This window comes from Streptomyces sp. CA2R106 (assembly GCF_037034245.1).
GTDB lineage: Bacteria > Actinomycetota > Actinomycetes > Streptomycetales > Streptomycetaceae > Actinacidiphila.
The window spans coordinates 51,434-64,181 of sequence record NZ_JBAGKC010000009.1 but is presented as its reverse complement, the minus strand read 5'-3'; the positions used below and the strand labels follow the sequence as shown (position 1 = coordinate 64,181).

The following is a 12,748-nucleotide window of genomic DNA, read 5'->3' as shown; positions in this document are numbered from 1 at the left end:
GGGCGGGGTGGGGGGTCGTAGCGTCGGGGGTATGACGCAACGAGGAAGTTACGCACGGCTGGCGCCGGACGTGTTCAAGGCGATGCGGGCGTTCGGCCAGGCCGCGGTGGAAGGGCTGGACCCGGTGGTCGGGGAGCTGGTGAAGATCAGGGCCTCGCAGATCAACCGGTGCGCGTTCTGCCTGGACATGCACCTGAAGGAGGCGCGCAAGGCGGGCGAGAGCGAGGAGCGGCTCGACCTGCTGGCCGCGTGGGAGGAGGTCGACGGGCTGTACACGGAGCGGGAGCGGGCGGCGCTGGCGCTGACCGAGGCGGTCACGCTGCTCACCGAGGGGTTCGTGCCGGACGAGGTGTACGCGCGGGCCGCCGCGCACTTCGGCGAGGCGGAACTCGCCCGGCTGGTCAGCGCGATCGTGGCGATCAACGCGTGGAACCGCTTCAACGTGGCGTACCGGACGGCTCCCGGGAACCTGGTGTGAGCGGCGGCGCGCAGGCGCTGCGGGCGCTGCACCACGGCCGCGCCCCCGGCGATCCGCTGGTGCTGCCCGGGCCGTGGGACGCGGCGAGCGCGAAGGTCTTCGCGGACGCGGGGTTCCCGGCGCTCGCGACGCCCAGCGAGGGGGTGTCCGCTGCGCTCGGGTACGCCGACGGCCAGGGCACGCCCCCGGACGAGATGTTCGCCGCGATCGGCCGGATCACCCGGGCCGTGGACGTCCCCGTGACCGCGGACGTCGAGGCCGGATACGGGCTGCCCGCCGCGGAGTTGGTGGAACGGCTGCTGGCGGCCGGTGCGGCCGGCTGCAACCTGGAGGACTCCGACCCGGCGACGGGGACCCTGCGGGACCCGGGCGAGCAGGCGGAGTTCCTGGCGGAGGTGCGGGCCGCGGCGGGCGACGCGCTCGTGGTCAACGCGCGGGTGGACACGTATCTGCGGGGGTCGGACCGTACGCCCGCGGCCGCGATCGCCCGCGGGGTGCGGTACGCGGCGGCGGGTGCGGACGTGCTCTACCCGATCCTCGCGCCGCCGGCGCAGCTCGCCGCGATCGCGGCGGGGGTCGGCCTGCCGGTGAACGCGCTGTGCCGGGCGGGTGGGCCGGCGCCGCGTGAACTCGGGGTGTTCGGTGCCGCCCGGGTGACGTTCGGCGGAGGGCTCCACCACCAGGCGCTGGACGCGTTGCGCGAGGTCGCGGCGGGCCTGGCCTCCTGACCCGCCGTCGCCGGACCGCCCGGGCTCCCCGCGCCCCCTCGGAGGTGCGGGGAGTGCGGGGAACAGCGTTACGCGGTGGGGGGTTTGACGACAGCCGCTTGGGGGCGGATGGGGAGGCGGTTGACGGGGCGGCCGGTGGCGGCGCGGACGGCGGCGGCGACGGCCGCAGGGGAGGTCACGACCGGCACCGCGGAGACCGCCTTGGCCCCGAAGGGGGCGACGACGTCGCGCTCCTCGACGAGTTTGACGACCCGCACGTCGGGGGCGTCGAGGGCGGTCGGCAGACAGTACCCGGTGAGGTTGGGCCGCTTGATGACGCCGCGCGGCGCCCGCAGGTCCTCCATGAGGGCGAGCCCGACCCCCTGGGTGACCCCGGCCTCGATCCGGGCGGCGAGCTGCCGCGGGTTGAGCACGCGCCCGACGTCCTGCGCGACGGCCAGCTCGACCACGCGGACCGCGCCCAGCTCGATGTCGACGTCGACCACGGCGCGGATCGCGCAGAAGGTCAGCCCGACGAACGCGTCGCCCTGGCCGTTGTCGTCGAGCCGGTCGGTGGGGTGCGGCCGGCACTGGGCGGTGGCCCACAGCTCCTTGCCGTCGAGCGTCTCGGCGACGGTCGTGGAGAGCACCCCGTCGTAGGAGGTGATCTTGCCGTCGGCGATGGACAGCAGCTCCACGGACATGCCGAACTTCGCCGCGAGCGGCTGGAGCAGCTGGGTGCGGACCATCTTCGCGGCGCGCTCCACCGCCCCGCCCGACACCCAGGTGTGGCGGCCGCGGGCGGCGGGCCCGGCGGGGGGCTGGTCGGTGTCGGAGGGCAGCACCCGCACGTCGTCGACGCCGAGCACCTCCTGCACGATCTGCCGGGCCAGCGTGGTGAACCCCTGCCCGGTCTCGACGGCCGCGCAGATGACGGTGGCGCGGCCGTCGTGGATGCGGACGGTCGCGGTGGACACCTCGTCGGCGCCCTCGGCGCCCAGGACGTGCACCATGCCGAGCGCGTAGCCGACGCCGCGGCGCACCGCCCCGGGCTCGCCGGCGCCGCAGACTCCGCCGGGCAGCAGCCACTGCGACTCGTCGTCGCCGTCGGGCAGCGGCGGCAGGTCGGCGTCGCGGACCGACTTCAGCAGTTCGCCGACCGGCGCCGGGCAGGTGACGGTCTGCCCGGTGGGCAGCAGGTCGCCGGTGGCGAGCACGTTGCGCATCCGGATCTCGGCCGGGTCGAGGCCGAGTTTGGCGGCGAGCTTGTCCATCTGGCCCTCGTACGCGGCGCAGACCTGGAGGGCGCCCTCGCCGCGGACGTGGCCGGAGGGCGGGTTGTTGGTGCGCACCACCCAGCCCTCGACGAAGACGTGCGGGACCACGTACGGGCCGGCGGCGAAGGAGACCGCGGCGGCGAGCGCGTCGGAGGAGGCGTCGGCGTAGGCGCCCGCGTCGAGCAGGATCTGCGCCTCGACCTTGACCAGGCGGCCTTCGGCGTCGGCGTGGTGGCGGTAGCGCAGCAGGGTGGGGTGGCGGTGGGCGTGGCCGAGGAAGGACTCCTCCCGGGTGGCCACGAACTTCACCGGGCAGCCGGTGCGCAAGGCCAGCAGGCCCAGCGGCAGTTGGATGCCGGAGTCCTCGCGGTCGCCCATCGCGCCGGGCACGCCGGTGACGACGACCTTGACCCGGTCGGCCTCCAGGCCGAAGCAGGCGGCGGCGATGTCCCGGTCGGCGTGCGGGTCGGTGGAGGCGACGTACAGCTCCACGCCGCCGTCCGGGCGCGGCACGGCCAGGCCCGCCTCGGCGCCGATCGGCGCGGGGTCCTGGCGGCCGACCCGGTACAGGCCCTCCACCACGATCTCGCCGACCGCGTCCGCGTCGCCGAAGCGCAGCGGGATGTGCCGGATCAGGTTGCCGTCGGGGTGCAGCGGCGGGGCCGCGAACGCCTTCTCCGGGTCGGTGACCGGCTCCAGCACCTCGTACTCGACGAGGATCGCGGCCGCGGCCAGCCGGGCGGTGTCGGGGTGGTCGGCGGCGACCGCGGCGATGGGCTCGCCGTGGTGGCGGACCACGTCGTGGGCGAAGACCGGCCGGTCGGCGACCTTGCGGCCGTGCATGGCGTCGCCGGGCACGTCCTCGTGGGTGACCACGGCGCGCACGCCGGGCATGGCGACCGCTTCGGAAGTGTCGATGCGGGTGATCCGCGCGTGCGGGTAGGGCGAGCGCAGCACGGCCGCCCACAGCAGGCCCTCGGCCCACAGGTCGGCGGCGTAGGGGTAGGTGCCCTGGGTCTTCGGCAGCGCGTCGGCGGAGGGCACGGGCGCGCCGATGCCGTGCGGCTCGCCGCTCGGCCCGGCCGGGGTCTCGGCCACCACTGAGGGGCCCTCGACGATGCTGCTCACCGGTCGCCTCCCGAGGTCGCGGGGCCGCTCTGGTGCGGGATGCGGGCGCTTTCGTCAGGGCCGGGGGGTGCCGCGCCGTCGTCGCCGTCGCGGCCGGTGTCGCGCTCGGCGACGACCGAGCGGACCGCGTCGATGACCCCGCGGTAGCCCGAGCAGCGGCAGAGGTTGCCGCTGAGCGCCTGGCGGATGTCGAGGTCGGTCGGGTGGTGGTTGCCCTCGAGCAGGTCGTGGACGGTCATCGCCATGCCCGGGATGCAGAAGCCGCACTGCACGGCGCCGCTGTCGGCCAGTGCGCACTGGACGTCGGAGGGGCGGCCGTCGACGGTCAGGCCCTCGACGGTGCGCACCTCGCTGCCGGCCGCGGTCGCCGCGGGCACCAGGCAGGACGCCACCAGCCGCCCGTCGACCTGGACGGAGCAGGCGCCGCACTCCCCCTGCTCGCAGCCGTCCTTGGCGCCGGCCAGCCCGAGCCGCTCGCGCAGCACGTACAGCAGCGACTCGCCGAGCCAGGCGTCGGTGACGGGCCGGTCGGTGCCGTTGACGCGCAGCATGTACGAGGCGAGCGGGTGCTCGCTGCGGGTCTCGACGGCGGGTTCGGCCGCCGCGGCCTCAGCCTCGGCCGCGGAGTCGGGTTCGGATACGGGGTCGGGCCCGGCAGCGGCTTCGGCCGCAGGGTCGAGGTCCTGGCTCTGGTCCAGGTCCGCTACGAGATCGGGGTCCGCTACGAGGTCGGCGCCGGATGTGACGTCCGGCCCGGGTACGGGGTCCGCAACGGGTTCGGCGTCGGGGACAGGCTCGGCGTCGGTTGCGGGTTCGGCCACGGGTTCGGCGCTGTCGGCCCCGAACTCCTGGGCGGCGTCGCCGCTTCCGGGCGCGGCCGCGGGTTCGGCGTCGTCCGCGGACAGGGGCGCGGACGTGGGCGCGGGCTCAGATGCGGGCGTGCCGCCCTCCAGGGCGCCCGCTGCGGGCTCGGCAGCAGGGTCCGGGCCCTCGCCCCGCCCGGGCTCCTGCTCGGCGCCGTCCGGGCCGCTCGCGCCTTCCGGCCCCGCGGGCACCTCCCCGTAGCCTTCCGGCCCGGGAACCTGCGCCACGGGAGGTTCCGCGGCGGCGGGCCCACCGAACTGCGGTACGACGTAAGCCTGTTGGCCGCCGGCGGCGGTGTCGTGGCCCGCGGGCCGCTCGGGGTCGGCGGCGGCCGGGGGCGCCGCGGGCGGGGCCTCGGGGTCGTCCACGATGCCCGACCAGGCGGCGTCCGAGGCCGGGGCGTGCGCGGGCAGCCACGGCACCGCGTCGCCGCCCTCGGGGACGGTGTAGGGCAGATCCCAGTGGCCGCTGCCGCCGTCGGACGGCGCGTGTTCGGCGCCGCCGCGCACCCGTTCGGCCGCGGCCCGCTCCTGGGCGGCCTGCGCGGCCGCGGCCGCGCCCTGGCCGAACATCCCGGCGGGGAAGGAGTGGGTGGGCGCGGGCGAGGGCGTCTGGTCCCAGGCGGGTGAGAAGGCGCCGAGGGAGTACTCGCCGGACTCGGCCTCGGCGTCCTCCCTTATGACCGGGATCGACCAGGTGGTGGCCGGGTCGGGCGCGCCGCCGGACGGAGCGGGGGCAGCGCCGGAGTCCCCGGCGGGGGCGCCGTCGCCGGTGCCCTGACCGCCGCCGAAGTCGCCGTAGCCACCGGTGCCGGCAGTGCCGGCTGTGCCGCCTGTGCCGTCGGCCGTGTGGTCCGGGTAGCCCGCGCCGCCCTGGTGCTCGTACGGCTGCTCGGGGACGCTGTGCGGCTGGTCGAACTGGCCGGTGTGCGGGCCGGTGTGCTCCTGCGGCGGGTAGCCGTAGCCGCCGCCGTCGTCGGGGCCGGGTGCGAACAGCGGCCCGCTGACCCGGTAGCCGCCGTCCTCCTGGTAGCCGCCCTGGCCGCTCCAGCCGGGGCCGGCCGGGCCGTGGGCGCCGAGCGGGTCCTCGCCGGGGCGCGGCTCGGGCGGGAGTTGGGCGGCGAACGACACGTGCATCGTCTGGTCGGGGTCGTAGTCCCCGCCGCCGGGCACCGGTTGCCAGGCACCGGCGTTGCCCGGGCCGTACACCTCCTGCTGCTCCCGCTGGTCGAGCTCGTTCGGCTGCTGGTCGGTCATGCCAGGGCCCTCCCGAGCGCTCGGCGGGACAGTGCGGCCACGGTACGGCGCAACTGGACGGCGGCGGGCGGCAGTTCGACGCCCGGCTGGTCGGGGATGCAGGCGGCGGCGACGTACTCGCCGAAGGCCGTGCACGCCTCCGGGGCGAGGCTGCGCTCGCCGTCCCAGTCGATCAGCCCGGCCACCCACTGCTCGGCCTCCAGCGGCCGCAGCGGCACCGGCGCGACGGCGCCGACCGAGCAGCGCACCTGGCGCCGGGCGGGGTCGACGACGAGCGCCACGGAGGCGACGGCCCGGCCGGGGCCGGTGCGGCCGGTGGCCTTGAGGAAGGTCTGCGGGGCGTGCAGCAGCGGGATGCGCACGAAGGCGAGGAGTTCGCCGGGGCGCAGCGGGTCCATGCCGGTGAGCAGGTGGCTGACGGGCAGTTCGCGGTCGCCGTCCGGCCCGGCGAGGATGACGCTGGCCTCCAGCGCGGCCAGCACCGGCAGGGCGTCGCCGGTGGGCGCGGCGGTGGCGATGTTGCCGCCGAGGGTGCCGGCGTTGCGGATCTGCGGGGGGCCCGCGGCGCGGGCGGCGGCGGCGAGCGCGGGGATCAGCGCGGCGAAGTCGGGGCGGCCCATGCGGGCGTGGGTCAGGCCCGCGCCGAGGAGGGCGGCGCCGTCGGCGTACTGCCAGCCGCGGATCTCGCTGATCCGGCCGAGGCCGACGAGCGCGGCCGGGCGCAGCAGCCCGGAGTTGACCGCCGCCATCAGGTCGGTGCCCCCGGCGACCGGCACGGCACTGGGCATGTCGGCCAGTGCCGCCACCGCCTCGTCGAGCGAGGAAGGCAGCGTGACGTTCGCCGCCTCCTGCCGTGCATACGTGCTCACGCCGCTGCCCCTTCCCGGCCTACCTCCGTCACGCGGTAGCCGTACCGTACGTGCTGACAGCCCGGACGTGGCAACTCTGGCACATGTTCCGGGGCGCCCGACGCGAGGGTCCGCGAAGTACCGATCCGCCCCTCACAGGGTGATCGTACGGCTAGATCCCGATCGGGCGCTGTGTCGGAATTGGCGGTGTTCAGGGCTGTTGGGACGGTACGGCGCCCGGGCCGCGGGGCGGCGGGCGGCGCGGCGGCGCCCCGGGCCGGTCACACGATCGGGGGCGGTCCGGGCTTCGGGCGGCCCAGGACGCCGGGGCGGCGCTGCCAGGGCCGCGGGCCGCCGGGCGGCCGGTACTCGACGCCGAGGGCGTCAAGTCGCGCGTAGTGGGCGCTCATCCGCTGTGTGAAGCCGGGCCAGTCCCGGTCGGCGGGCGCGCCGAGTTCGGACCAGGCGACCTCGGCGAAGGCGGCGAGCCGGGGAAAGACCATGTAGTCCAGCACCCGCACCGAGTCGATGACCTCGGTCCAGACGTTGGCCTGGGTGCCGATGATGTGCGCGGCCTCCTGCGCGGTCAGCTCCGGCGGGACCGGCTCGAAGCGGTAGACGTCCTCCAGGGTGCGCACGTGCGCGATGGGCACCGGTTCCTCGGGCGCGTCGGACTGACGCCAGTTGAGGTAGACGTGGCCCTCGGGGCACATCACGACGTCGTGTCCGGCCCGGGCGGCGGTGATGCCGCCGCGGTAGCCGCGCCAGGAGGAGACCGCGGCGCCCTCGGCGAGGCCGCCCTCCAGGATCTCGTCCCAGCCGATCAGCCGGCGGCCGCGTTCGGTGAGCCAGCGGTCGAAGTGGCTGATCAGGGCGCTCTGCATCGCGTCGGCGTCGTGCAGGCCGAGGTCCGCCATGCGGTCCTTGGCGGTGACGGAGTTCGTCCACTGCTCCTTGGGGCACTCGTCGCCGCCGATGTGGAAGAAGGTGCCGGGGAACAGCTCCAGCAGTTCGGTGAACACCTCCTCGTAGAAGCGCAGGACGGCCTCGGTCGGGGCGAGCACATTGGGGTTGACGCCCCAACTGGGCAGCACCGGAAGGGCGGCGGTGTCGATGACGTCGGTGTTGCCGAGTTCGGGGTAGGCGGCGATGGCGGCCTGGGAGTGGCCGGGGATGTCCACCTCGGGGACGACGGTGATGTGGCGGGCGGCGGCGTACGCGACGATCTCGCGGATGTCGTCCTGGGTGTAGTAGCCGCCGTGCGGGCGCTCCTCCCACAGCGGGGACTCGCGCAGGCCGATCTTGGTGCGCTCGCGCCAGGCGCCGACCTCGGTCAGGCGCGGGTGGCGGTGGATCTCCACCCGCCAGCCCTGGTCGTCGGTGAGGTGCAGGTGCAGGACGTTGAGCTTGTGCGCGGCCATCAGGTCCAGGTAGCGCAGGACCACGTCCTTGGGCATGAAGTGGCGGGCCACGTCCAGCATGAAGCCGCGCCAGCCGAAGCGGGGCGCGTCGGTGATCCGGCACACCGGTACGGTCCAGGCCCGGCCGGTCACGGGGCCGCGGCGGAAGGCCTCCGGGCCGAGCAGCTGGCGCAGCGTCTGGGCGCCCCAGAACACGCCGGCGGGACCGCCGCCGAGGATCTCCACGCCGGTGTCCGCGTCGACGGTCAGGCGGTACGCCTCGGGCCCGCCCGGCAGCCGCTCGTCCACGGCCAGCCGTACGGCGCCCTGCCCGGCCGGCTCCCCCGCGGCCCACGGCAGGCCGGTCGCCGCGCCCAGGGTGCCGCGCAGCCACGTCTCGGCGGCCTGCGTGCCCGGTCCGGCCGCGAGCACCGTGCCCGCCCGTACCGTGAAGACGGCCGGGCCGTCCCCGCTTCCCGTCGTGGCCTGCCGCGGCTTCGGAATGAGGTCCATTCCCTCATCCTGCAACACCCCCGCCGATTGGCATAGACCAATACGGGTCCGGGTGCGGGCGGGGGTGCCGCCGTTACAGGGCCCGCCTGCGCAGGGCGTGCAGGCGGGTGGTCCGCACGGCCGCGACGAGCCAGCCGCCGACGGTCCAGAACAGGTGCGCGAGGGCGATGGGCGCCCAGGTGTCGCTGGTGCCCCGCCCCCGCAGGGACATCGCCAGGGTTCCGCCGATCAGCAGCCCGGTGGCGGTCAGTTGCAGCCGTACCAGCCCGCCGTAGCGCAGGATGCGGCCCGCGAACATCTCGCCGTACCACCAGGGCACCGCGAGCAGCAGCCCGCAGACCGCGGCGAGCCCGACCGCGCACAGCAGGGCCGCGGACCACAGCGGCCACGGGGAGCCGTGCCAGGCGCGGTCGGCCACCAGACCGCTGGTGAGCAGCGCCGGCAGCGGCAGGAGCGTGGCGACGTGCACCGCGGCGATCCGCCACAGCCAGGAGTCGCCGACCAGCTCCGTCCGCGTGGTGGCCCGCACCGAGCGCAGGCGGCTGCGGGCGCTCACCCCGGAGCGGCGCGTGCCCATCGCGGCCAGCACCCCGATCAGGCCGAAGGTGGCCCCGAAGACGATGCCGGCGGCGACCAGCTCCCAGGTCCCGCCGGTCTCGATCCGGTAGAGCTGCACGCCGAGGAAGACCGCGAGCCCCACCCCGCCGAACACCGCGCCGCCGCGCGGCACCACCAGCTGCCCGGGGGCCGCGCCGAGGGCGAGCGCCCGCTCCGCGGCCGCCCGGTGCTCCGCCCGGTTCCGGCGCGGTATCCGCCCGAGCACCCCGCGGCCGGCCGACAGGGACCTGGCCAGCGCGATCTGCGCCTCCGCCTCGCGTGGCGCGGCCAGCACCGCCCGCCGCGCGGCCGCGATCGCGTCGGGCACCCGCCCCAGCCGCCGGTAGACGTCGGACAGCAGCACCGCCGGCTCCCAGCCGTCGGGGTCCGCGCCGGTCGCCCGCAGCGCCACGGTGAGCGCCGCGTGCGCCTCGTCCAGTGACAGCAGCACCACCCCGGCGAGCACGAACACGTCGCCGGCCTCGGCGGGCGAGGCGATCGCCAGCGCCCAGTCGACGGCCTCGCGCGCCTGAGCGGGCCGCTGCTCCTGCGCGAGCACCCAGGCGCGCAGCAGGTACCCCGCGCTGCCGTTGCGCTCCACGAAGGCATCGCTGACCAGCGCGTGCGCCTCGGCGAACCGGCCCTGGCCGACCAGGGAGTGCACGCGCTCACCGCTGTCCGCGTCGTCGTCCGGCACCTCCGCGCCGAACGCGCCGGACTCAGCCGTTGCCGCCCCTTCCGGACTTCCCGGAGCCGGACTTGTCGTTGCCGCCGCCACCGGCCGGCATGCCCTCGTAGATCTCCTTGCACATCGGGCAGACCGGGTACTTCTTCGGGTCGCGGCCGGGGACCCAGACCTTGCCGCACAGCGCGACGACGGGCGTGCCTTCCAGCGCGCTCGCCATGATCTTGTCCTTCTGGACGTAGTGCGCGTAGCGCTCGTGGTCGCCGTCACCGTGGGAGAGCTGCGGAGTCGGCTCGACCAGTGTGCCGGTGCCCGCCCCGCGCTCGGGCTCAAGAGTGCTCATGACCGTCAAGCCTAATTGAGAGAGGGATCGTCGGGATACGTGGCCACCATCGCGAGCCTGCCGCGCTGGCGGCGCAGCACCGCGCGCCACATCTTCTCCGGGTCGGGCGCGGACACGTCACCCGGTTCGGACTCCACGACGTACCAGGCGCCCTCGGACAGCTCCCGCTCCAGCTGCCCGGCGCCCCAGCCCGCGTACCCGGCGAAGATCCGCAGCGAGCCCAGCTCGGCGGCGAGCAGTTCGGGCGGCGCCTCCAGGTCGATCAGGCCGATCGCGCCGTGCACCCGCCGCCAGCCCAGGATCGCCGCGTCGCCCTGCTCGCCCGGCTCGCCGGGGACGACGGCCAGGCCGAGCGCGGAGTCCAGCGAGACCGGGCCGCCCTGGAAGACCACCGGCGGTTCGACCGCCAGCGGCGCCCAGGGCCGCAGCACATCGCTCACGCCGACCGGGGTGGGCCGGTTCAGGACGACGCCGAGCGACCCCTCCGCGTCGTGGTCGAGGAGGAGCACCACCGCCCGGTCGAAGTTGGGGTCCGCGAGCTTCGGCGTGGCCACCAGGAGTCGTCCGGTGAGCGAGGACACCTCGGTCATGGTCCACATGATCCCCCAACCGGCGCCCGTTGGGAGGGGCAACGGCGGGGTAGGAGGCGGCGCCGGGCGCATTACCATCTCTTCTTGGTTCCTGCGCGCCGGCGAAAGACCCGCGGCCGCGCTCACCGAAGCCGGGGACGGCTTCTGAAGAAGATCGCGAGATCCATGACCGACGTCGCCGATGTGCTGGTTGTCCACGGTGGAACTCCCCTGGAAGGCGAGATCCGGGTCAGAGGTGCGAAGAACCTCGTGCCGAAGGCCATGGTGGCCGCGCTGCTGGGCAGCGAGCCGAGCCGGCTGCTGGGGGTGCCCGAGATCCGCGACGTGCGGGTGGTGCGCGGCCTGCTCCAGCTGCACGGCGTGACCGTGGAGAGCGGCGAGGCGCCGGGTGAACTGGTGCTGGACCCGCGGCGGGTGGAGAGCGCCAACGTCGCGGACATCGACGCCCACGCCGGCTCCTCCCGCATCCCGATCCTGTTCTGCGGGCCGCTGCTGCACCGGCTCGGGCACGCGTTCATTCCGGGCCTGGGCGGCTGCGACATCGGCGGCCGCCCGATCGACTTCCACTTCGACGTGCTGCGGAAGTTCGGCGCGACCATCGAGAAGCGCGCCGACGGCCAGTACCTGGAGGCGCCGCACCGGCTGCGCGGCTGCCGGATCAGGCTGCCGTACCCGTCGGTCGGCTCCACCGAGCAGGTGCTGCTGACCGCGGTGCTCGCCGAGGGCGTGACCGAACTCACCAACGCCGCGGTGGAGCCGGAGATCGAGGACCTGATCTGCGTGCTCCAGAAGATGGGCGCGATCATCTCGCTCGACACCGACCGCACCATCCGGATCACCGGCGTGGACCGCCTGGGCGGCTACGTCCACCGGGCCATCCCGGACCGGCTGGAGGCCGCCTCCTGGGCGAGCGCGGCGCTGGCCACCGAGGGCGACATCTACGTGCGCGGCGCGCAGCAGCGCTCGATGATGACCTTCCTGAACACCTACCGCCGGGTCGGCGGCGCCTTCGAGATCGACGACGAGGGCATCCGCTTCTGGCACCCGGGCGGCCCGCTGAAGGCCATCGCGCTGGAGACCGACGTGCACCCGGGCTTCCAGACCGACTGGCAGCAGCCGCTGGTGGTGGCGCTCACCCAGGCCGCGGGCCTGTCGATCGTGCACGAGACGGTCTACGAGTCCCGGCTCGGCTTCACTGAGGCGCTCAACCAGATGGGCGGCCACATCCAGCTCTACCGCGAGTGCCTGGGCGGCAGCGCCTGCCGGTTCGGGCAGCGCAACTTCCTGCACTCGGCGGTGGTGTCGGGGCCGACCAAGCTCCAGGGTGCCGACCTGGTCATCCCGGACCTGCGCGGCGGCTTCTCGTACCTGATCGCGGCGCTGGCCGCGCAGGGCACCTCGCGGGTGCACGGGATCAGCCTGATCAACCGCGGCTACGAGAACTTCCTGGCGAAGCTCGAAGGGCTCGGCGCCGACATCGAGGTACCGGGCCGGGACTCCCCCGCCGCGGCCGGATAAGGGCGTACGGGGGCGCGTGCGGGCCGTACGGGCCGTACGCCGTGCCGTCCGTACGCAGCCGCACGCAGCCGTGCGCAGCCGTGCGCAGCCGTGCGCGGCCCCCGGCAACGCCAAGGGCGGCCGTCCTCCTCACGGAGGCGGCCGCCCTTGGCGTCTCGTCTGCGGCGCTACCGCCGCACCGAAGGGCTCACTTGCCCTTGGCGGCTTCCTTCAGCTTGGAACCCGCGGAGACCTTCACGCTGTAGCCGGCCGGGATCTCGATCGGCTCACCGGTCTGCGGGTTGCGGGCGGTGCGGGCGCTGCGGTGGGTGCGCTCGAAGGTCAGGAAGCCGGGGATGGTGACCTTCTCGTCACCCTTGGCCACGATCTCACCGACGGTCTCGGCGAACGCGGCCAGCACGGCGTCGGCGTCCTTGCGGGTCACCTCGGCGCGGTCGGCCAGCGCGGCCACCAGCTCACTGCGGTTCATATCTGTACTCCCGTGTTCTTGCTGCCATGGGGGCGCGAGCCGAAGCTGTTGCTGTGTGCCTCACCGCCCAGGTGT

General features: G+C 75.1%; 11 protein-coding genes. 3 read left to right on the top strand and 8 right to left on the bottom strand.

Annotated features, from left to right (window positions below):
* Positions 1–31: 31 nt before the first annotated feature.
* Both WA788_RS15645 and WA788_RS15640 read left to right on the top strand, forming a co-directional pair.
* Positions 32–478, top strand: coding sequence for a carboxymuconolactone decarboxylase family protein (locus WA788_RS15645; protein WP_335977723.1), 447 nt, complete (start codon positions 32–34; stop codon positions 476–478).
* The gene (locus tag WA788_RS15640) at positions 475–1,206 is read left to right on the top strand and encodes an isocitrate lyase/PEP mutase family protein (protein ID WP_335977720.1); all 732 of its coding nucleotides are present in this window, start codon (positions 475–477) and stop codon (positions 1,204–1,206) included. Before WA788_RS15645 ends, WA788_RS15640 begins: the two co-directional genes overlap by 4 nt.
* A 68-nt stretch (positions 1,207–1,274) precedes the next feature.
* On the opposite strand, the gene WA788_RS15635 is transcribed toward WA788_RS15640, so the two are convergent.
* The 7 genes from WA788_RS15635 to WA788_RS15605 all read right to left on the bottom strand — a co-directional run bounded on the left by WA788_RS15635 (position 1,275) and on the right by WA788_RS15605 (position 10,686).
* The gene (locus tag WA788_RS15635; protein WP_335978063.1) at positions 1,275–3,581 is read right to left on the bottom strand and encodes a xanthine dehydrogenase family protein molybdopterin-binding subunit; all 2,307 of its coding nucleotides are present in this window, start codon (positions 3,579–3,581) and stop codon (positions 1,275–1,277) included.
* A 5-nt stretch (positions 3,582–3,586) separates the two neighbouring features.
* Positions 3,587–5,710: a 2Fe-2S iron-sulfur cluster-binding protein gene (locus WA788_RS15630; RefSeq protein ID WP_335977718.1), complete on the bottom strand. Its 2,124-nt coding sequence runs from the start codon at positions 5,708–5,710 to the stop codon at positions 3,587–3,589.
* Positions 5,707–6,579, bottom strand: coding sequence for an FAD binding domain-containing protein (locus WA788_RS15625; protein ID WP_335977715.1), 873 nt, complete (start codon positions 6,577–6,579; stop codon positions 5,707–5,709). Before WA788_RS15625 ends, WA788_RS15630 begins: the two co-directional genes overlap by 4 nt.
* Before the next feature lie 260 nt (positions 6,580–6,839).
* Positions 6,840–8,471 carry a beta-N-acetylhexosaminidase gene (locus WA788_RS15620; RefSeq protein WP_335977712.1) on the bottom strand — a complete coding sequence of 544 codons (1,632 nt, stop codon included), beginning with the start codon at positions 8,469–8,471 and terminating at the stop codon, positions 6,840–6,842.
* Between the two features lie 73 nt (positions 8,472–8,544).
* Positions 8,545–9,765: a tetratricopeptide repeat protein gene (locus WA788_RS15615; RefSeq protein WP_335977709.1), complete on the bottom strand. Its 1,221-nt coding sequence runs from the start codon at positions 9,763–9,765 to the stop codon at positions 8,545–8,547.
* A 22-nt stretch (positions 9,766–9,787) separates the two neighbouring features.
* Positions 9,788–10,096, bottom strand: a complete 309-nt coding sequence (locus WA788_RS15610; RefSeq protein WP_329369059.1) for a DUF3039 domain-containing protein — start codon at positions 10,094–10,096, stop codon at positions 9,788–9,790.
* Positions 10,097–10,107: 11 nt separating this feature from the next.
* The gene (locus WA788_RS15605; RefSeq protein ID WP_335977704.1) at positions 10,108–10,686 is read right to left on the bottom strand and encodes a YqgE/AlgH family protein; all 579 of its coding nucleotides are present in this window, start codon (positions 10,684–10,686) and stop codon (positions 10,108–10,110) included.
* Positions 10,687–10,851: 165 nt separating this feature from the next.
* Between WA788_RS15605 and murA the strand changes: the two genes are divergently transcribed.
* Complete coding sequence (murA, locus tag WA788_RS15600; protein ID WP_335977701.1) at positions 10,852–12,204, top strand: UDP-N-acetylglucosamine 1-carboxyvinyltransferase; 1,353 nt, start codon at positions 10,852–10,854, stop codon at positions 12,202–12,204.
* A gap of 187 nt (positions 12,205–12,391) precedes the next feature.
* Here the strand turns inward: murA and WA788_RS15595 are convergent, their stop codons facing one another.
* Entirely contained in the window at positions 12,392–12,673 is a 282-nt protein-coding gene (locus WA788_RS15595; RefSeq protein ID WP_103888102.1) for an HU family DNA-binding protein, read from the bottom strand.
* Positions 12,674–12,748 lie beyond the last annotated feature (75 nt).

Coding starts and splice junctions, on each gene's coding strand:
- WA788_RS15630 (WP_335977718.1), bottom strand. CDS start 5,710: ATGACCGACCAGCAGCCGAACGAGCTCGACCAGCGGGAGCAGCAGGAG.
- WA788_RS15595 (WP_103888102.1), bottom strand. CDS start 12,673: ATGAACCGCAGTGAGCTGGTGGCCGCGCTGGCCGACCGCGCCGAGGTG.
- WA788_RS15620 (WP_335977712.1), bottom strand. CDS start 8,471: ATGGACCTCATTCCGAAGCCGCGGCAGGCCACGACGGGAAGCGGGGAC.
- WA788_RS15645 (WP_335977723.1), top strand. CDS start 32: ATGACGCAACGAGGAAGTTACGCACGGCTGGCGCCGGACGTGTTCAAG.
- WA788_RS15605 (WP_335977704.1), bottom strand. CDS start 10,686: ATGACCGAGGTGTCCTCGCTCACCGGACGACTCCTGGTGGCCACGCCG.
- murA (WP_335977701.1), top strand. CDS start 10,852: ATGACCGACGTCGCCGATGTGCTGGTTGTCCACGGTGGAACTCCCCTG.
- WA788_RS15610 (WP_329369059.1), bottom strand. CDS start 10,096: ATGAGCACTCTTGAGCCCGAGCGCGGGGCGGGCACCGGCACACTGGTC.